Here is a 20893-nt window from a genome sequence, read left to right on the forward strand (position 1 = left end):
ATACGCATTAGGAAGGCTTGCACTGACAAGGCCTTAGCTTGGGGAGCTAAGGCTTCTTTTCGCATGGCTGACCTGCGGTTGTTGTGAACGTAAGCGAGGGTCTGATTTTAGTTCACAGAAGAATTAGAGAGGGGATTAGTGAATGCAAGTCATCATTAACCCGATGAAACAGGACACGAACGTCGGGACAATCGTGGCTGGCTTGGAGAAGGGGCTACATGAGCAGCTTGTCTCTGGCTTAGCTGGTTCCGCACGGCAAGTATTGATGGCGTCATTGCAACAAATGTCAGATCGTCCGGTCTGCGTAGTGACGCATAACATGTACCAAGCACAAAAAGTATACGAAGATTTGATCGAGTTGGTTCCCTCTGATCAGGTGTTGCTTTATCCCGGTAATGAGCTGATTGGCTCTGAGCTTGCCATTGCCAGCCCTGAAATGCTGGCGCAGCGAATTCATGTATTCAACCGTCTGGCCCAAGGCTTTACGGGTTTTTTGGTTGCACCTTTTGCTGGCTTGCGTCGCTTGGTCGTTCCCCCGCAAGTCTGGAAGGAAGCACAAATTCAGTTATCCGTCGGTGATGAGCTCGATATCGAGTCCTTTTTACTCCGATGTATTGAGCTTGGCTATGAGCGAGTGGACATGGTCGAGCGCAAGGGAGAAATGAGTATTCGCGGCGGAATCATCGACTTGTATCCGATCGATTCGGAGTGGCCGGTGCGGATTGAGCTTTTTGATGTGGAGATCGACTCGATCCGTACATTTGACATGCTCTCCCAACGGTCATTGGAATCCGTCCAGACTTACATTCTCGGTCCGGCAAAAGAAATGATCGCTTCGACTCCGTTATTGCAGGAATCGGCTGTTCGTTTAGAACAAAAGCTGGGAGAAACCATCGCCAATTTGAAGGATGGGGCTGCCAAGGAAAAGGTCATGGAGCGAATCGGCTCTGATGCAGAGAGAATGAAGCAAGGACAGCGTTTTGCACAGCTGTATTCGTACATCTCTGTCATTTACCCGACGGGTGATACATTATTGTCCTATATGCCTTCCGATACCTTGCTGATCGTTGATGAGCCTTCCCGTGTGTTGGATACGGCAGCGCAATTGCAAAAAGAAGAAGGGGAATGGCTGACAGGACGTATCATCCAGGGCGAATATATGTCCAATCTCAGCCTGTCGCGCACGTACGACGATATCGTGTCGACGAAAAAGCGCCAGATCGTTTACCTCTCCCTATTTTTGAGACAATCACCGAAGACCCAGCCGCAAAACATCGTGAATCTGACTTGCCGCACCATGCAAAACTTCCACGGACAGATGAACGTACTGAAAACAGAACTGGCCCGTTGGAAGAAGTCCCAGGATCAGATCGTCTTTGTCGCAGCTGATTTGGAGCGTGCGAAGCGACTGGAGCGTGTCCTGCATGACTACGAAATGGAAGTGGACGTTTTAACAGATGCAGTGGAGACGGTGCCTCCGGGGCGTCCTACGATCATTTTAGGAAACCTCCAGACAGGCTTTGAGCTGCCGCTAAACAAGCTGGTTGTTATTACGGAAGGTGAAGTATTTACCGCGAAACAGCGCAAGGCACGCAAAGTTCAACAGACGATGAACAACGCGGAGCGTATCAAAAACTACCTTGAGCTCAAGCCTGGTGATTTCGTCGTCCACGTCAATCACGGGATTGGAAAATACCTTGGAATTGAAACCAAGGAAATTCTCGGAATTCATAAAGATTACCTTCATATTCAATACGCCGCAGGAGACAGTCTGTTTGTTCCGATTGATCAAATCGACCATGTGCAGAAGTACGTGGCGAGCGAAGAGGCACAGCCGAAGATATACAGCTTGGGTGGCAGCGAGTGGAAACGCGTCAAAAACAAAGTCCAGTCGTCTGTAAAGGATATCGCCGAAGATTTGATCAAGCTGTACGCAGCCCGCGAATCGGCTGTCGGTCATATATTCTCTCCCGACACGACAGAGCAGCGTGAATTTGAGTCGATGTTCCCGTATCAGGAAACACAAGACCAGCTCCGCGCGATTTCTGAAGTGAAAGCGGACATGGAGCGCAAACGTCCGATGGATCGCCTCGTTTGTGGGGACGTGGGTTACGGGAAGACAGAGGTTGCGATTCGTGCTGCCTTCAAGGCTGTCATGGATGGAAAACAGGTAGCCGTTTTGGTTCCAACTACGATTCTGGCACAGCAGCATTACGAGACGTTCCGTGAGCGTTTTGCGGAATATCCAATCCGCGTGGAGGTATTGAGTCGATTCCGTTCGCGCAAAGAGCAGAATGCCACACTAAAAGGACTGAAGGAAGGCACAGTCGATGTCGTCATCGGTACGCACCGTCTGCTTTCCAAAGACCTGACATTCCGCGAGCTCGGTCTGTTAATCGTAGACGAGGAGCAGCGCTTCGGTGTGAGCCACAAGGAAAAGCTGAAGCAGATCAAAACGAATGTGGATGTCATGACGCTGACCGCTACGCCGATTCCACGTACCCTGCACATGTCGATGCTCGGTGTGCGTGATTTGTCTGTTATCGAAACACCACCAGAAAATCGTTTTCCGGTGCAGACGTATGTGATGGATTACAGCCCTGCCCTCGTTCGCGAAGCGATTGAGCGTGAGATGGCTCGTGATGGGCAAGTGTTCTTCCTCTACAACCAAGTACAAGGAATCGAACAGATGGCGGAGCAGATTTCTATGCTCGTTCCAGATGCGCGTATCGCTGTAGCGCATGGGCAGATGAACGAGAGCGAGCTGGAAGGCGTCATTCTCGACTTTTTGGAAGGGAATTTTGACGTATTGGTCAGCACGACGATCATTGAGACCGGGGTGGACATCCCGAACGTCAATACGCTGATTATTTACAATGCAGATAAAATGGGCTTGTCCCAGCTGTATCAGCTGCGTGGACGTGTAGGTCGTTCCAATCGAATTGCGTACGCTTACTTTACGTATCAACGGGACAAGGTGCTGACAGAGGTAGCGGAAAAACGTCTGCAAGCCATCAAGGAATTTACCGAGCTCGGCTCTGGTTTCAAGATCGCGATGCGAGACTTGTCTATTCGTGGAGCGGGTAATTTGCTGGGCGCCGAGCAGCATGGTTTTATTAATACGGTCGGATTCGACTTGTACAGCCAAATGCTGAAAGAGGCCATTGATGAGCTGAAGGGCGAAGTCAAACACGAAATTGTCACACCTGTGGAGATCAATCTGCAACTGGATGCTTATATTCCGTCGATGTACATTACGGACAGCCGACAAAAAATCGAGATGTACAAAAAGTTTGTCGCGGTGTCTACCTTGGAAGACGTCGACGATTTGGCAGAGGAGCTGCTGGACCGTTTTGGACCAGTTCCGAAGCCAGTTGATAATCTGTTGACCATTTCCCGTATGCGTGTGTATGCCTTGGAGCACCACATCACCGAAATTAGCCAAAAGAATCCAGACGAGATTAAATTGTTCCTGCACCCTAGTCAGAACAACAACATCGATGGTGGAGCCTTGTTTGCGCTTACCAGCAACTGGAGCAAGAGGGTTGGGCTGTCGGGTGGACAACAGATCACGATTGCTGTTAAAGTAAAGGGGTTAAAAGAAGATGAGGGCGTGCAGTTGGTTGAAAAGCTGCTGCGTCAATTTCACCAGGTGCGAAGAGACACCGGTACGGAGAGCCCTGTGTCCTAACTGACAAAATGGGCTTGCCCGGGAAGGGAGAACCTTATTTATGAAACGTTCTGTAGCGATTCTATCTTCGGCTGTTCTGGTCGTGGCACTCATGACTGGTTGCGGCGGAAAAGCAGAAGAAGCGAAACAAGATTCAAAAACTCCAGCGAATCAGACAGATGGCGGCAATCAAGCTGCTAATGATCCTTTGGTACAATTCCCTAAACTCACTCTGCCTTACGCAGCAGACCAGAAAGCGGTCATTGTGGAGTATCAAGGAGGAACTGTAACAGGAAATGAGTTCGAAGAGTTCCTGCGTGTCATTAACTTCATGAACCCACAACAAGGCACTATGATTGAAATGGCTGATAGCAACTCACTGAAAGCTTTTGCGCGTGAGTATACAGCTACCAAGGTTTTGGCTAGCCGTTCTGACGATGCTATGAAAAAAGAGTCCAAAGAACTCGCTGAGAAAACCTTCGAGAAAATCAAAACGCAGTACATGGGCTTTTTGGGCAAGGATGAAGCTCAATTCAACAAGCTCATGGAAGGCCAAGGCGTAACCAAGGACATGATCGTAAATCAGATGGACCTGATCAACCAGTCCATCAATGTGATGAAAAAGAATATCGACGATGCTACGCTGAAGCAAACCTATGATCAAATGGACAAAGCTTCCCGTACCGTTGCTTCTGTTCGCCACATCCTGATCTCTACCGAAAAGCGCAAACCAGAAGAGGCGTTGAAAATCTCCAATGACTTGGTAGCGCGCTTGAAAAAGGGTGAAGACTTCGCGAAGCTGGCAACAGAATTCACAGATGACCCAGGTAGCAAGCAGTCTGGCGGCTTGTACGAAAATGCGGATGTAACGCAATGGGTACCAGAATTTAAAGAAGCATCCCTGACGCAAAAAGTCGGTGAAGTTGGCCCGCCAGTAAAAACTGATTTTGGTTACCATATTATTAAGGTCGAGAATCGCAAAGAAAAGACCTTTGATGAGATGAAGGAACAGCTCCGCGCGAGTTCTTTGGAGAAAGCCTACGATGCTTTCGCCAAGAACGAGCTGGACAAGCTCATTACGAAATTCAACATCCCGCAGTCCAAAAATGACGCTCCGGCGAAGAAATAAGAAGTCAGAAGAAAAACAGGGAATTCGTTTCCCTGTTTTTTCGTTTTCTCGCATATTCTTCAAGCATGGGCAAATACTATTATCACTCGCTACCGCCCGGGGGAGAGTAATTGAGGTAACTGGTAAAAATTGATACCATCACCTATAGTTAAAATTAGAATTTGAGGAAAAAATACAACTAACCAACCACCATCTATTCACTACCCACTTCTCAGGGAAAGCGAGGCAACAAGACATGAAAGCAACTGGTATCGTTCGTCGAATTGACGACCTCGGTAGGGTCGTGATTCCTAAGGAGATTCGTCGTACACTGCGCATTCGTGAGGGCGACCCGCTTGAGATTTTTGTGGATCGTGACGGAGAAGTCATTCTCAAAAAGTATTCACCGATTGGAGAATTGGGTGATTTTGCAAAAGAGTACGCGGACTCTTTGTATGAAAGCATGAATCATACCGTACTGATTTCAGACAGGGATACTGTCATTGCTGTGGCGGGGGCCTCCAAAAAGGAATACTTGGAGAAACCAATTGGTAGTATTGTTGAGAAATGCTTGGAGGAAAGAAAGACCCGACTGGAGAAAAACGCAGGCTCTTATGAAATTTGTCGTGATTTGAACGAGACGATGGGCTCGTTCGTCATCGCACCGATTGTTGCAGGAGGAGATCCAATCGGGTCCGTGATCCTCCTCAACAAAAACGAGTCAACGAAGATGAGTGATTTGGAGATCAAAATGTCGGAAACAGCGGCCGGTTTCCTGGCAAAGCAGATGGAGCAATAGCATAGGATTTTCAAAAACAGCCTCGTACCCCGGGGCTGTTTTTCTTGTGCCTATGGCCTTGTGGTATAATGAACGAAGTTTTAGGTTGGAGAGGAGAAATTTCACGCACATGGCTCAAGAAAAGGCTTCCGTTCAATTTGTGAAAGGCGCGGCGATACTTGGAATTGCCGGTCTTGTCTCCAAGCTGTTAGGCGCTGTATACCGCATCCCATACCAAAACATTGCCGGAGATATCGGCTTGTACGTATATATGCAAGTATACCCGCTGTACACCGCGTTGTTGATTCTAGCGACGGCGGGTTTCCCCATTGCCATCTCCAAGATCGTCTCAGAGCGCATCGCTGTCGGGGATGCGATCGGGGCGCGCAGGGCGTTTCGAGTAGCCAGTATATCGCTGGTCGTTCTCGGGATCTTTTTCTTCTTACTGTTATATGGAGGGGCACCTATGATTGCCCGTATGATGGGTGATGAGCATTTGATTACCCCGCTCCGAGCAGTAGCTTGGTCACTGCCATTGGTGCCGATGGTTGCGATCTTGCGCGGCTATTTTCAAGGGCATCAAAATATGATGCCGACCGGTGTCTCTCAGGTTGCTGAGCAGTTCATTCGCGTGATTTTCATTCTGGTTGCTGCATTCTGGGCGATGAACGTGTATCAGGACCCTTACCTGGCTGGTACAGGTGCCGTTTTTGCTGCTTTTCCAGGTGCCATTGCTGCTATTCTCGTCTTGCTTTGGTATTGGAGAGCGGACAAGAAGATGGGGCAGATGTCCATCAGTCACGTACAGCAATCGGCAGCGCAATCGTGGACCAATCGTCAAATATTACGTCATCTCTTGACCTACGCCGTTCCGATTTGTATGGGCGCACTGGTTCTGCCGCTTGTACCACTTGTAGACTCGATGACCGTCGTCAATATGCTGCAATGGAGCGGGACCCCGGAGGACATGGCCAAGCTATTGAAGGGTGCATTTGACCGTGGTCAGCCACTCATTCAGTTTGGTACGTTTTTCGCCACGTCCTTGTCGCTAGCATTAGTGCCTGCAATCAGTGAAGCTGTTGCCCAGCGTCAGCATCAATTGATCTCTCATCGTTCCGAAATCGCGATTCGACTCACCTTCCTGTTGGGATTGCCTGCTTCCTTTGGACTTGCTCTGTTGGCGGAGCCGATCAACGTTATGCTCTACGGAGACAGCAACGGTACCGAGGCCCTCGCCGTACAGTCCTTCACGATTATTTTCGCCACAGTGAGTATTGCCAGCGCGGGGATTTTGCAAGGCTTGGGACGCGTAATGCGACCCGCCCGTAACCTGTTTATTGGTGTATTGGTGAAGCTCATCCTCAATCTGGCGCTCGTTCCGTTCTGGGGTATTTCTGGTGCAGCAGTGGCCACTGTTTTAGCTTATTTGGTCGCCATGGGACTGAACGTTCTTGCGGTAATCAAATACACGGGAGCAAATATTGGATTCCGCCAAACGGTGAAAAAGCCATTTGTGTCCGTCGTGGTGATGTCGATTGTCGTGCTGATTGTGGAGTGGCTCGCTAATACAGTGCTCGGTGGTGCCGGACTTTCAAATCGCTTGTTCTATACGCTGGTAGGCTTGATGGCTGTCGGTTCAGGAGCATTGGTCTATTTGCTGGCGCTTTTGAAAACGGGTGGACTTACGAGAAACGATATTCAATTTTTGCCAAAAGGAAAGCGAATTGCTTCGCTGTTAACGAAATATAAGCTCCTCCCAGCGGAGAAAGCAAGAATGAACGAAAAGGAGGCGTGACGAGTGGAAATGAAGAATAAGAACATTACCGTAGTCGGTCTTGGTGCCGGAGATTTGGACCAGCTCCCTTATGGCATCTATCGTACGCTTAAAGCTGCTAAACAGCTGTATTTGCGCACGAAAGAGCATCCGGTCGTAGCCGAGTTGATCGCAGAAGGCATCGCGATTGAGTCCTTTGATGATGTATATGAGCAGCACGATACGTTTTCCGATGTGTACACCGATATCGTGGAGCGGCTTTTTTCACGGGTAAACGAAGCAGGCAGTCTTGTCTATGCCGTGCCAGGTCATCCTTTGGTAGCAGAACGTACCGTGCAGCTGTTGTTGGCAGAGGGACCAAAACGTGGAGTAAAGATCGAAATTGGCGGTGGACAGAGCTTTATCGATCCGTTGTTTGCCCGCCTACATATCGACCCGATCGAGGGATTCTCTTTGCTGGATGGGACGGCGCTCGCTGCTCATCAAGTATCACCGGGTCTGCATACGATTATCGCGCAAGTGTACGATGCCTTTGTGGCTTCTGATGTAAAGCTGACCTTGATGGAAGTGCTGCCGGACGATTACGAGGTGACGGTAGCGACAGCTGTAGGGGTAGCCGGGCAAGAAATCATTGAGACAGTGCCGTTGTATGAACTGGACAGACTCGATCATTTCGGGAATTTGTCCCTGGTGTATGTACCGCCAACGAAGGACGAGAAGGTATCGTACCGCCAATTCTCCTACTTGAAGGAGATCGTGGCGATCCTGCGAAGTCCGGATGGATGCCCGTGGGATCGCGAGCAAACACATCAAAGCATCCGCAAAAACTTGATTGAAGAGACGTACGAGGTTTTGGAGACGATCGACGACGATGATCCAGATGCGATGTGTGAGGAACTGGGTGATTTGTTAATGCAAATCATGCTGCATTCGCAGATGGCAGCCGAAGATGGATATTTTTCGGTAGATGATGTTGTCGCGACGTTGAATGAAAAGCTGGTTCGCCGCCACCCGCATGTATTCGGGGAAAAGAGCGCGAATGATTCCGAGGAAGCGCTGGCGAATTGGCAGGAGATCAAAGCACAGGAAAAAGCAGCAAAAGGCATCGATGTAACGGTTCAATCACAGTTGGCGGGAATACCGCGTGACTTGCCAGCATTGATGTATGCGTACAAGCTACAGAAAAAAGCAGCCCAAGTCGGCTTTGACTGGGACGATATTGCAGACGTGTACAAAAAGGTAGAAGAGGAGTACCGCGAGCTGCAAGAAGCATCAGAGGAAGAACGCGCTGGCGAATTGGGTGATTTGTTTTTCGCGGTGGTCAATCTGGCGCGCTTCCTGAAGCTCGATCCGGAGGAAGCCCTCGCCTTGACCAACAACAAGTTCAAGAAGCGCTTTTCCTATATTGAAGGCAAGCTGCAAAAGGCAGGTCGTACCTTTGAGCAGACAGACCTGCAAGAGATGGACAAATGGTGGGAGGAAGCCAAGTATGAGACTCGATAAATATTTGAAAGTGTCTCGATTGATCAAGCGGCGCACGCTCGCTAAAGAAGTGTGCGACAAACAGCGTGTAGAAATCAACGATCGCCCTGCAAAGGCGTCCAGTAACGTGAAAATCGGCGACAAGCTGGCGATCCGTTTCGGACAAAAAATCGTGTCGGTAAAAGTAGAGGACATCAAGGAAAACCCGCGCAAGGAAGAAGCGGCTTCGCTGTATTCCGTCATTGGCGAAGTTCCCGTTCCGCGTGATGAAAAAGAAGAAGACGCCTACCTCAAAGGGTAATGTGCGCGCAAAAAGAGACTGCCGAGAGGGCAGTCTTTTTTTAGGCTTTTTTCCCAATCAAAGGATATAATGAGAGTACCTGAAGGCATTTCCGAAGGGATGTGTGCTGTATGCAACAAAACGGAGTTCGAACAGGCTACTTTTTGTCCATTTCGCTTCTGCTATCATCTATCCTGTACTTTTTTGCCTCAAACTGGCCGCTTATGGTCAGGGAGCAAAAGATCGGCGTCAGTGTAGCAATCCTCGTTCTTTTTTATTTATTGTCCTATGGACTGCGTTTCATCAAACGACATACGTTTTTGAGCAATTGGCTTCTGGTGGCTGGAGGCTTGGCTTTTGGCATCAGTGTGGCTTTGTTGGGGCAAATATACAATAGTCATGCCGATAGCTATATGCTGTTCGTCGTATGGCTCATTCCGAATTTGCTGTTCGCGATTTTGACGCGGTATCAGCCATTCTATGTCATCAGCTATGTCCTTGCTCATTTGGCGATTTATTTCTTTCTCCATCCATCCGTCATTCGTGTAGCGCGTGAAGACGAGTGGTGGTTCATGATGTTTTGGTTGATTGCCTTGGGAAATATCATCTTGTTCTGGCTAACCTCTACGGGGAAATTGCGTTCCAAGCCGATTTACTACTTATCGTTTCTGACGTTTTCTGTCAGTCTTTTCGGTTCATCCTTCACCGAAGTGTATGGTCCGCTCCCTGAGCTTTTATATGTCCTGACGGGCGGGATCCTGTTTGTCACGTTTTTAAAATGGGTGCCGAGTCGCGGGTTTCTGATTGTGACGGCTTCGCTGCTCTCGCTGTTTGTGCTCGTTAAATTCATATCCTACATGGTGAAGTATTTCTCAGAAGGCTTCTTTGTTTTGATGCTGCTGCTGACCGCACTCATTGTTTGGGGAGCAGTTGCAGGGATTAATTGGCTGCGCAAGGAATCAGCGTATCAAAAAAGCAAATGGGTTGTGTTTTTTCAAGAGGCATTCACGGTTCTCGTCACGACTATCGCCGCATCCATTGGAGCTATTTCGATAGCAGGTCTGCTTTTTCTGATCATTGAAGAGGAAACCGTTATTGATTTACTGTTTTTCCTTTCATTAATTGGCTTTATTGGCCCTGTGGTGTTTATGAGCAGGATGAATGCAACGGTACGATATACGCTGCTCACAATGGGGTATATATTGGGTGTCGGTTCTGTTCTGTTTTTAGAAGGAGCTTACTGGATCGTTTTCCTGTTGGTACTGTTATACATTTGGAAAGCTGTCTCTGCCATTCCGGCGCGGCTTTTGACACAGCTGACCTTTTTAGTCGTCCTGGCTACGAAGCTGGATGAGTATCTGCCTTCCTTTGAATATGTGCTCTTAATCATATTTGCTACGCAATTGGCGATGCATTACGTAAAGCAATTGCCTGTCGTTTTGCAAAACAGCTCGTTGGTGTACGCCTTACTCTCGCTTTTGATCCTGACTGAGGAAAGGTTTCAATCGGGATCCATGAATGTGGTAGTGAATTTGGCTTTTTTCGCAGTCAGCACGTATTTGTTGTACCGGACATTGCATCAGCAAAATAAGGTGAGATTCGGAATCGTACTCGGTTTCTGGTTTGCCTTTCTCCTCATGAAGTACTACGACATGCTATGGAGCTTGCTGCACAAGTCATTGAGCCTGCTTCTGCTCAGCCTGGTGTTTTTCATCGCTACCTTGTGGTGGGATCGAAGGTCGAAAATCGAGTGGCCGAAAAACGAGCCTTCCCTTTTTGTGAGAAAAGCGCTTATGTTGCTTCCTGTCATTTTGCTGCAATTTGTTTTGGTTGGCTATCAAGTATGGAGCAGTGAGACAATCCTGGCCAACGGAAAAACAGTGAAGCTAGAGCTGGTTCCAATCGATCCGCGTTCGTTACTGCAAGGTGATTACGTCAGGCTTGACTACACCATATCTACACTGGATCAGGAACAGGTTGACTCAGGGGATAAGATTCGAGTCGTACTGCGTCAACAAGCAAATGGCTTGCACAGCTACAGTGGCTATTATGAGATTGATGGTCAATGGAATCGTACCTACGAGCCTCAGGCATCGGATGTGGTGATTAATGGGAGCACGATCGGTATCAATCGGGTGGAATACGGCATAGAAAGCTATTTTGTCCCAGAAGGAACTGGACTTGAAGTGGAGCGGAATGCCAAGTACGCTATCGTGAAAATTGGTGAGAGAGGCGATGCCATCCTGGAGAGCCTATCGAACCAGTAGATATTCCAAAAGAAGAAGCTGCCTGTGTCATCGGGCAGCTTCTTTTGCGTGAGGAAGTATACGTTCTTTGGAATTCAACGGAGCCATTACTTTTCATCTACGGAAGCCAAACGGTTTTTTCTTGCATTTGGTATCTTGCATTGGGATGTCGATCTTGCCGTATGATGTGCTGTTTTCGGAGTCTGCAATTGTAGGGACAGGCTTTTCCTGTACCATGCGAAGCGATTCGATCACTACCATCCCGCCTTGCAAGGAATTGCGGTCGATTCGTTTGGATGGGTCGACTTTTCCAAGCTGTGGGTAAAATCATTCGTTACCAGTCTGTAACCCTTTCCTGCCGAAGATTACCTATCATAGTAGGGAATTATAGAGAAGGAGGCGTTACCGATGAACAAAAGCGTAAACAAAGGGATCTCGGTGCTGCTGGCCACCGCGGTATTGGCAAGTCCACTGATGCTCGAGCCAAAGGCGGCTTATGCTCTCTCTATTGAGGATGTCTCTGCAGACGATACAGGTGTGGATGAGGAAACAGAATATACGATTGAGTTTGAAATCAATAAGGACCTATCATCGGGTGACAGTATTTTCGTTAGATTCCCATCCGAATATTCGGTGGATAAAAAATTGAAAACATCGGATGTCACGCTAAAAGATGACGATAAAAACAAGATTTCAATCGACAACGTATACGTAAGCAAAAATGTGGTTGAGGTCGAAGTTGATGAAAAGATCAAAAAAGGTACTGTACTCATACTGACTATTGATAATATCACCAACCCAGAAGACAAGGGCAGCTACGAAATTGAAGTAAAAACAAGCGCGGAGACCAGCTACAAGGGAGATAAGATTACGATCACCAAGTCTTCAAGCAGCAGCAGTAGCAGCAGCAAGGGCGACTTCGAGGCTTCCCACAGCAGTAAGAATGCCGAGGACACCATCTCTTTAACGCTCGGAAAATTTAATCTCACCTCGAAAAGCAAGCTGAAAGAGGGCAAATACATTTATGTGAATTTCCCCTCCAAGGACATGCTGCCAAAGAGCATCAACAAATCTGATGTGAAGGTAAACGGGTACAAACCGGATTACGTCTCGATTCTCGATAACGACTCGATTCGAATTGAGATTCCGAGTGGTGCAGACGGAGATAGCTACATAAAGCTGGAGTTTACCTCTTCAGCAGGGATTGTAAACCCATCCAAACCAGACAAGTACTATTCGTATGAAGTGGAATATGACAGCAAGGAATACAAGTCAAAAGATGTAGAGATTACAAACACAAGCAATACGCCATTCACCGTTTCTTTGTCGGACAGTTCAGCGGGAGCGCGTACGAGCTATACGTTTGATGTGGATCTCTCCACCAAGCTGGGATCGAACGCAGAAATCGAGGTCGAATTCCCAAGTGGGGTAACCATTCCACCGATTCTTACCAGCAACAGCGTCACCGTCAATAATGCTCAAGTGACGAATGTAAGTGTGTTGGGGAATAAGGTTTATTTCCGCACGCCTTACGGATTCACTAGCACGAATCGCGCGACCATCAAGTTTGCATTCGAAGGCTACTTGACCACTCCGAGAACAGCGGGAACATATACCGTGACGGCTAAAATCGACAACAAGACCTATAAGTCGAAGGAGTTTCAAGTTACTGGAGTGACTCCACCAGTCGCGGTGGATAACACATTGGCAACGGTTGGGCTGACGAGAGCGACTGCCTCTACTCCTGCTGGTATTTCAATCGGCATCAAGGCGATGGGTGCTCCGATTGTTCGCAATCAAGGCTTCATTGAAGTCGTACTCCCAGTTGGCTTCCGTGTTCCAGCCTACCTGCCAGCGAACACAGTAACGGTGAACGGTGTGGCCGCTAGCTTTGTTGGTGTGCGCGGACAAAATCTGATTATTATTCCTGCCCAGGATATTCCGGCAAAAACAGCAGCTCAGGTCAATATCGCCGAGACGGCTGGCATTGTGAATCCTGCTACGCCAGGTGTGTACAGCATCGGAGTCTACAACTCTGAGGAGAGAGGCTTGCTCTTCTCTCGTCCGGCGACCATCGTGACTCTGAATGGTGTGAGCTTCAAGCAGAGCGTTGCTTCTTTTACGAAGGCTGGTAAAACAACCGGACTCGCAGTGGCACCGTATACTGTAAATGGCAACACGCTGATGCCAACTACGTTTTTCCGTGATGCCCTCGGGTTTTCGATCAGCTACACCAAAACGACTGCCAAAGTAGTGAGCGGCAACACGGTTATGCAATTCAAGGTCGGTTCAAACGTAGCGACCATCAATGGCCAAAATGTAACGCTGCCTGCAGCGGTTCAGCTGAAAAACAACGTTCCTACCCTGCCTCTTAAAACCATCACGGAGCGTACCGGTTACAAAATCATCTATGTGAACGGGAACTACACCGTATACAAGTAAGGACAATTAGACGAAAACCCCGTATTTATACGGGGTTTTCTTTTGTGAAAATCATCTCGATGTTTTTCATTAGAGGTAATGCGACCGCTTGCGGTCAACAAAAACGCTGTTGACCGTTTTTGTTCTAGAAGGACATCCCTCCCCATACGATAGTACAAGAAGGGTACGTGAGGAGGGAGTAATCATGAACGATCACACGAGACGGCCACGTCATGAAGTCGTGATGATTAATCGTCGCAGCTTAGCGATATCGGGAGTAAAAAACGTCGAAAGCTTTGACAGCGAAGAATTCCTCTTGGAGACGGACGGCGGCTTTTTAACCATACGAGGCCAAAACCTGCATATGAAAAATTTGAGTCTGGAAACCGGAGAAGTAGCGATCGAGGGGCTCGTTCACGAGATGGCCTATCTGGAGCAAGGGCAGGCCGGGGATCGGTCGAGAGGATTCTTCGGCAAGTTATTCAAGTGAACATCGCCATCCAGTTACAGACGGTATTGGCCATGTCGACGTGTGGTGCACTGATGGGTATGGGATTCGATACGTACCATGTATTTAAAGGCAAGGCCAGACTGCCACTCTGGTTGGTCTTTTTCTTTGACATCCTGTTTTGGGTGGGCAGTATGGGCGCTGTCTTCTTGATTTTGGTGAAAGTGAACGACGGGATTATTCGGTTTCCGATATTTTTTGGAATGCTATTTGGCGCGTGGCTGTACTTCTTATTAGGTAGTAAGAAGTATATCCTTTTCTTGCACCGCGTGATAAAATTCTGTCAGTGGTTTTACCGTACGGTCGTAAAAATTATAGACATCCTGCTTGTACGTCCTGTGCTCTTTCTTTTCCGCGTGATCATCATGGTGCTGACATTTTTGTATTCCGTGTTGCTCGCGATCCTCGGCTTTTTGTGGAAAGTGACGCGTTTTGTCACCTCTCCTTTTGCCAGATGGGGTCAACATTTGGGGAAAAAAATGTACGGAAAAACAACAGGATTTTGGACCAATTGGAAGAATTGGTTTCAATCAAAGAGAAAGCGGGAGTAGATTCGAGGTGGCGTACTGATGAAGGAAGCAAGAACCTCTTCCATTAACCGAAAAGGACAAAGAAGGAGAATGCGTCTCTTTTTCTTTGTGATCCTGTGCTTTTTCGTCTGGACTAGCTATACCTTGTTTTTGCAAAGTGGCGAGTTGTCCAAGAAAGAGACAGAGCTGGAAGTCCTGAAGCAAGAATCAGCGGTCTTGCAGCACAAACAAGAGGATCTGACCTATGAAGCAAGCCGGCTAAACGATCAGGAGTACTTGGCGGAGCTGGTACGTAAGCGAATTTTATTTACCAAGCAGGGCGAAAGCATTTATATCATTCCGGATTGAGTATACAGCTGATCTTCAACGAGAGGGAGGCATTCCACGTCATGGAGATCGAGGTCGGGAGCATACTGGAAGGGAAAGTCACGGGTATCACCAAATTCGGAGCGTTTGTTCAACTGCCGGGCGATGTGACCGGACTGGTGCATATTAGTGAAATTGCTGACGTCTACGTCCGGGACATCCATCAATTTTTAAAAATAGGAGACACGGTAAAGGTAAAAGTCCTCAGCCTCCGTGAGGGCAAGATCGGGCTTTCTATCAAAAAAACAATGGTAAAGGAACGGCCACCCCGCTATCAGCGGGAGCGAAGTGAAGGCTTTGAAGAAAAGCTGAATCGCTTTTTGAAAGAAAGTGAAGACAGGCAGTCCTCCTTGAAGAAAAGCGTAGAGAAGAAGGGCCGCGGTCGGTCTTTTTAATTCGGAAAATTATGACTTTTCTTTCTTTGTGAAAAGCGCATTTTGACTGTAAAAATAGGAAGGTCATTTCAAAGTCTTGACGAATAGAGTATCCTAAGCCCGTTTCGCAAAGCGCGAATCACCTGTCAGCCGACGTTATCCGCCATAACGTCGGTTTTTTTTGTCCGTTTGCGTTAATGAATTTGTCGCACGATTCTGTGAATATTCATTGGATTTTTGACAAATTTTACAATCCCCCCTCCGTATAATGGAGAAACACATTGACCAAGAACGGGGTGGAGCGAAATGATTGCGAACAAAAACGTAACACAAGCCGGACAGGCTTGGACGCGGCAAGTGTCCGATCGAATGGGTACCACTGCGCAGACGTGGGGAGAAAAAGTAGCAGATTTCATAGAGAAGTGGAATGTTCTCCCCATCCTCATGGGCTTCTTATTAGGACGAGCTCTAATCGTGGAAGAGCTAACCCCCTTTGCTATACCGTATTTCATTGTCATGTTTTATATTCGTCGAGATTGTTTGCTTGTCACGGGGATGGCTCTTATTATCGGCGCTTTTACCCAGTCAGTGCCTGTAGGACTGGAAACCGCCTTGAGCGTGATACTTGCCTTGTTTGCCTGCAAACTGATGAATAAAATGCGCAACAAAGATTTTTCACGGACGCCTTTGCTGGTCGTCGGGACGATTTTCATCAGCCGTCTGTTGTATGCGGTTCTGACCAATCAGGTAACGACCTATGAGCTTGTGATGGTAGCAGTGGAAGCGATTCTTGGCTTTGTACTGACTCTCATCTTCATCCAGTCTTTATCGATCATTCATTTGGCGAAGCCTTACGAACCTCTCAAAAATGAAGAGATCGTTTCGTTAGTCATTTTGCTGGCTTCCCTGATGACGGGTACTGTGGATTGGATGGTCGAAGGCATTTCAATGGAGCATGTACTTACACGCTATTTGCTGCTCGTCTTTGCTTTTGTCGGTGGTGGCACGATCGGTGCGGCTGTTGGTGTGGTCACAGGTCTCATCCTCAGTCTGGCTAATGTGAGTGCTCTTTTACAAATCAATCTGCTCGCTTTTTCCGGTCTTCTGGCAGGCTTGCTGAAGGAAGGCGGCAAAGTGGGCGTATCCGCAGGCTTGTTGATCGGTACGGCTATTCTTGCGATTTACGGTGGAGCAGAAGAGACACTCTACTACTCCTTGATTGAAACCTCTCTGGCCATTGTGCTCTTCATTCTGACCCCTGCTGCTCTTTGGAAAAAAGTAGCGCGATTTATCCCCGGGACTCCCGAGAATCTACAATCCCATCAAGAATACATGCGCAGAGTCCGCGATGTGACAGCGGGCAAGATCCAGCAATTCTCCGATTTGTTTACGCAACTCTCCCATAGCTTTGCCCAGACAGCCGATCCTGAAGAAATAGAAGAACAGGCCGATGCCTTTCTTAGCCGCGTATCTGAATTCACCTGCCAGAAATGCTGGAAAAAAGAACAATGCTGGGAAAAAGATACGCAATCGACCTATGAGGGAATGCGCTTCTTAATGGAAAAAGTGTACGAGCACGGTACCTTGGCTGGCGTTACACCGCCGCGTGATTGGGAGCGCAAGTGCGTCAAAACTGAAAAGGTCATGACTGTAATGGAGCAGGAATACGATCGCCAGCAATCGTTTGACCAACTGAAAAAGCAGGTAAAGGAAAGCCGAATGCTCGTAGCTGACCAGCTATCGGGAGTCTCGCGTGTCATGAGTGATTTTGCCCGGGAAATACAACGGGAGGGCATGGAGCTGAGCTTTCAGGAAAAGCAGGTCTCACAAGCATTGGAGGGCTTGGGTCTGTCGGTACGCCGCGTAGAAATACACAGCTTGGAAGAAGGGAAGGTCGATATCGAAATCAGTCAGCCGACTTGCTATGGCCGCGATGAATGCGCGAAGATCGTGGCTCCCATGCTCACGGAGATTTTGGGAGAAAACATTGTGGTTCGCGAGCGGCATTGTGAAGCGCAAAAAGACGGTTCATGCACGATGTGCCTTGCTTCCGCCAAAACATATGAGATCGATATCGGGGTCGCAGGTGCAGCCAAGGACGGCAAGCTATTATCTGGTGACAGCTTCCGCACGATGGATTTGGGTAATGGAAAAATGGCGCTGGCGATCAGCGATGGAATGGGAAATGGCGAGCGGGCATCCATAGAGAGTCAGTCCGCCCTCGATATGCTCCAGCAGCTTCTGCGTTCTGGTATGGACGAAAAAATTTCGATCAAAACCGTTAACTCCGTGCTCGCCCTGCGCTCCAAGGAGGAAATGTTCGCGACGGTGGACTTGGCTCTGATCGATTTACAAACAGCTCATACGCGTTTTGTAAAAATCGGCTCCACCCCGAGCTTTGTCAAAAGAAATAAAGATGTCATCACGATCACCGCCAACAACCTGCCAGTGGGGATTTTGGAAGAAATCGAGGTGGATGTCGTATCTCGTATGCTCAAGCCAGGTGATTTGCTCGTCATGATGTCCGATGGCATCTATGAGGCGCCGCGCCATATTGAGAATAGGCAAGCGTGGATGAAGCGAATCATCAGTGAACTGGAGACGAATGATCCACAGGAGGTCGCTGATTTACTGTTGGAAAAAGTCATTCGCCAGCATTCCGGACAAATTGTTGATGACATGACTGTGTTGGTGGCGCGAATTGACCGCTTTGTACCACAGTGGGCTGCCATCGCGGTGCATGGGATGGAGAAGCTCGAGCGTCCACGGATTGTGAGTTAGAAGTATGTTTTCTCTATTACCCGTCGATACTGTTGCTAAAAATACCCTGCGAAGTGAAGTGGATGAACGATCGCTTACACGGAGCTGGGACTGACAAAACAGATCGAATGGGGAGATTATTGTGAAAGAAGCGACACTTCGTCAAATACTGGTAGTGACAGACGGTTGCTCCAACTCTGGGATGAGCCCCGTTGCTGCGGCGGCACTGGCACGGGAGCAAGGAATTACGGTCAATGTGATTGGTGTAATCGACAAGAGTGAGCTGGGTGAGAAAGGGGAGAAGGAAATTAGGGATATTGCGGAAGCAGGTGGTGGACTCTGCGACATCGTGTACCCCCAACAGCTTGCGCAAACGGTACAAATGCTGACGCGAAAAGCAATGACACGCACCATTCATCAAGTGGTTAATAAAGAATTAAAAGAGATTTTGGGCGATTCCGGAATAGAGGAGCTGGCACCCGATAAAAGAGTGCAGGTTGCCGGAATGGTTGACGAGTTAGGTGAAAAAAGCAGCTTGAACGTCGTGATGCTGGTCGATACCTCGGGAAGTATGAAGCCAAAGCTGTCGGCTGTTCAGCAAGCGATACACGATTTCAGTATTAGTCTGCATTCGCGGAGTGGACAAAGCAGAATGGCGGTCGGTTCATTTCCGGGGAAACAAAAGCATCTCGATATCCGCATTCCGTGGACAGAAAAGGTCGAGCAGGCCCATCAAATTACGAGTGATTTGGCGATGAGCGGAATTACTCCTACAGGACCCGCCATCGTAGAGGCAATTGCCCTGTTTGAGCAGGACAAGCTCCCACGCACGCTGCAAGAGCGTTACATCGACCAAGACGAAGAGGACGACTCGAACGGAATGCTGCGTGACCATGTCTTTTAAGGCAGCCACCCCCGACCTGCCCAAGCAATTTACAGGCAAATGGAACAAAAAATCGTACCACGTCTTACGGGAGTTGGGGCGTGGTGCAAACGGGACCGTGTACTTGGTATCCCAGGGTGGCGTACAGCGCGCGGTTAAGGTTGGTGTGGAAGGCATAGACATTTTAATGGAAGTGAATGTGTTGAAAAGCACACAGCAGGGGCGGGATTCCAAAGTGGGACCGCTCCTGTGCGACGTGGACGATCTCGTTGTAAACGGGAAGGCCTGTACGTTTTATGCCATGGAGTATCTTCAAGGCTTGCAATTGGATGAATATATTAAGCAAGAGGGTATAGACTGGGTGGCCGTGATGATGGTTCAATTACTGGCTCGTCTCGATGTTTTGCACCAGCATGGCTATATTTTTGGGGATTTGAAACCGCAGAATGTGATGGTTACTCAAACGGACAAGCAGGTACGCTTGATTGATTTCGGTGGAGTGACCAAGCTGGGCAACGCCGTTCGGCAGTTTACAGAAGAGTACGATCGAGCTTTTTGGCACGCAGGTGATAGACGGGCTGAAGTAAGTTATGACCTGTTCTCGACAGCCGTGATGATGGTGCGTCTGACGGTTGGACCGGAAACGTGGAAAAACAGCCTTGGTGACCCACGTCACACGATATTACTCTGTGATATAATACGAAAAAGTGACAGCCTGTATCCTTACCGGGAGCCTTTATTGAAGGCGTTTCACGGTAAGTTTGCGACCGCGAAAGAAATGCGAGCGGAGCTGTTGGCAGTCTTGCGAGATAGCATGGTTGCCAAACCGCAAAAGCCGCAAAAGAAACCACGGACGAAAGGGAACGCAGGGGCGGGCATTAGCGGTCTTTTTGTCGCCTCGTTACTCTTATTGGCTGGCACTTTGTATTACGCATGGTTTATGTGAAGGATGTGACGGTTCGTGTCCTCAGATTTGGTGATGGATACTTGCTTGTTGGCAGGCTCGATAATATTGAAAAACGGTGGAGAGACATACCGGACGGAAGAGACAATGGCATTGATTGCGAAGGCTGCGGGGATGGATGACGTCAACAGCTCGGCTACGCCTACGAGCATCATCCTGTCCTTTCGTTGTAGTGGACTGGATCATACAAGAATGGTTCGTACCCCCAAACGTACGACCAACCTCAATAAAATTACGCTCGTGAATGATGTTTCCCGACAGTTTGTCAGTGGGAAAATTAATTTGGAGCAAGCCTATCGGACGCTGCGTGAGATCGATCAGAAAAAGCAGATCTATCCGAAATGGTTGCAGCATTTAGCAGCGGCTACAGCCAGTGGCTCCTTTTCTATGCTTGCAGGGGGAGATTGGGGCAGTCTGATTCCTTCTGCGATGGCCGGATTGATTGTGAACCTGAGCCAGGAATATTTAGAACAGTTTGTCCGGATGAAGTTTTTTACGGAGTTCTCCGCCGCTTTACTAGGGGGGCTTTTCGCCTTGTTGAGCGTGACGATATTTCCGCAGCTGCATTTGAGCATCATCATTATTGGTGCGATGCTTCCGTTGTTCCCGGGGATCGCCATCACCAACTCGCTTCGGGATTTGATGGCTGGTGATTTGGTTGCAGGTGTTTCACGCGGAGTAGAAGCCATGCTGACGGCTGTCTCCGTAGCGGTAGCCACAGCCATTATTCTTTCGTTTACGAGGTGAGT

At 48.5% G+C, this 20893-nt stretch carries 16 protein-coding genes; all 16 read left to right on the forward strand.

The window, feature by feature from the left end:
- Positions 1-142: 142 nt before the first annotated feature.
- Positions 143-3691 carry a transcription-repair coupling factor gene (gene mfd, locus HP399_RS00690; protein WP_173620748.1) on the forward strand — a complete coding sequence of 1183 codons (3549 nt, stop codon included), beginning with the start codon at positions 143-145 and terminating at the stop codon, positions 3689-3691.
- 40 nt (positions 3692-3731) lie between these two features.
- Positions 3732-4799, forward strand: coding sequence for a peptidylprolyl isomerase (locus HP399_RS00695; protein ID WP_173620747.1), 1068 nt, complete (start codon positions 3732-3734; stop codon positions 4797-4799).
- A gap of 235 nt (positions 4800-5034) precedes the next feature.
- The gene (gene spoVT, locus HP399_RS00700; RefSeq protein WP_012683876.1) at positions 5035-5577 is read left to right on the forward strand and encodes a stage V sporulation protein T; all 543 of its coding nucleotides are present in this window, start codon (positions 5035-5037) and stop codon (positions 5575-5577) included.
- Between the two features lie 109 nt (positions 5578-5686).
- Positions 5687-7351, forward strand: a complete 1665-nt coding sequence (locus tag HP399_RS00705; RefSeq protein WP_173620746.1) for a putative polysaccharide biosynthesis protein — start codon at positions 5687-5689, stop codon at positions 7349-7351.
- 9 nt (positions 7352-7360) lie between these two features.
- Entirely contained in the window at positions 7361-8833 is a 1473-nt protein-coding gene (gene mazG / locus HP399_RS00710) for a bifunctional methyltransferase/pyrophosphohydrolase YabN (protein WP_173620811.1), read from the forward strand.
- Positions 8820-9113, forward strand: coding sequence for an RNA-binding S4 domain-containing protein (locus HP399_RS00715; protein ID WP_007726420.1), 294 nt, complete (start codon positions 8820-8822; stop codon positions 9111-9113). Before mazG ends, HP399_RS00715 begins: the two co-directional genes overlap by 14 nt.
- Before the next feature lie 110 nt (positions 9114-9223).
- The gene (locus HP399_RS00720) at positions 9224-11359 is read left to right on the forward strand and encodes a GDYXXLXY domain-containing protein (RefSeq protein WP_173620745.1); all 2136 of its coding nucleotides are present in this window, start codon (positions 9224-9226) and stop codon (positions 11357-11359) included.
- A gap of 387 nt (positions 11360-11746) precedes the next feature.
- The gene (locus HP399_RS00725) at positions 11747-13780 is read left to right on the forward strand and encodes a copper amine oxidase N-terminal domain-containing protein (protein ID WP_173620744.1); all 2034 of its coding nucleotides are present in this window, start codon (positions 11747-11749) and stop codon (positions 13778-13780) included.
- Positions 13781-13964: 184 nt separating this feature from the next.
- Positions 13965-14249, forward strand: coding sequence for a sporulation protein YabP (gene yabP, locus HP399_RS00730; RefSeq protein WP_007726414.1), 285 nt, complete (start codon positions 13965-13967; stop codon positions 14247-14249).
- Entirely contained in the window at positions 14246-14818 is a 573-nt protein-coding gene (yabQ, locus tag HP399_RS00735; protein ID WP_173620743.1) for a spore cortex biosynthesis protein YabQ, read from the forward strand. The genes yabP and yabQ overlap by 4 nt, the downstream gene beginning before the upstream one ends.
- A gap of 18 nt (positions 14819-14836) precedes the next feature.
- Positions 14837-15145 carry an FtsB family cell division protein gene (locus HP399_RS00740; RefSeq protein ID WP_173620742.1) on the forward strand — a complete coding sequence of 103 codons (309 nt, stop codon included), beginning with the start codon at positions 14837-14839 and terminating at the stop codon, positions 15143-15145.
- 41 nt (positions 15146-15186) lie between these two features.
- Complete coding sequence (locus HP399_RS00745; RefSeq protein ID WP_173620741.1) at positions 15187-15558, forward strand: S1 RNA-binding domain-containing protein; 372 nt, start codon at positions 15187-15189, stop codon at positions 15556-15558.
- A 285-nt stretch (positions 15559-15843) separates the two neighbouring features.
- Positions 15844-18318 (forward strand): stage II sporulation protein E, encoded by a 2475-nt coding sequence (gene spoIIE / locus HP399_RS00750; protein WP_173620740.1) that lies wholly within the window; start codon positions 15844-15846, stop codon positions 18316-18318.
- Positions 18319-18439: 121 nt separating this feature from the next.
- Positions 18440-19201 (forward strand): vWA domain-containing protein, encoded by a 762-nt coding sequence (locus HP399_RS00755; protein ID WP_007726408.1) that lies wholly within the window; start codon positions 18440-18442, stop codon positions 19199-19201.
- Positions 19191-20126, forward strand: a complete 936-nt coding sequence (locus HP399_RS00760; protein WP_228088428.1) for a serine/threonine protein kinase — start codon at positions 19191-19193, stop codon at positions 20124-20126. The genes HP399_RS00755 and HP399_RS00760 overlap by 11 nt, the downstream gene beginning before the upstream one ends.
- Before the next feature lie 15 nt (positions 20127-20141).
- A complete protein-coding gene (locus HP399_RS00765; protein WP_173620738.1) occupies positions 20142-20891 on the forward strand; it encodes a threonine/serine exporter family protein in 750 nt (249 codons plus the stop codon).
- Positions 20892-20893 lie beyond the last annotated feature (2 nt).

It is taken from the genome of Brevibacillus sp. DP1.3A, from assembly GCF_013284245.2.
Classification (GTDB): domain Bacteria; phylum Bacillota; class Bacilli; order Brevibacillales; family Brevibacillaceae; genus Brevibacillus.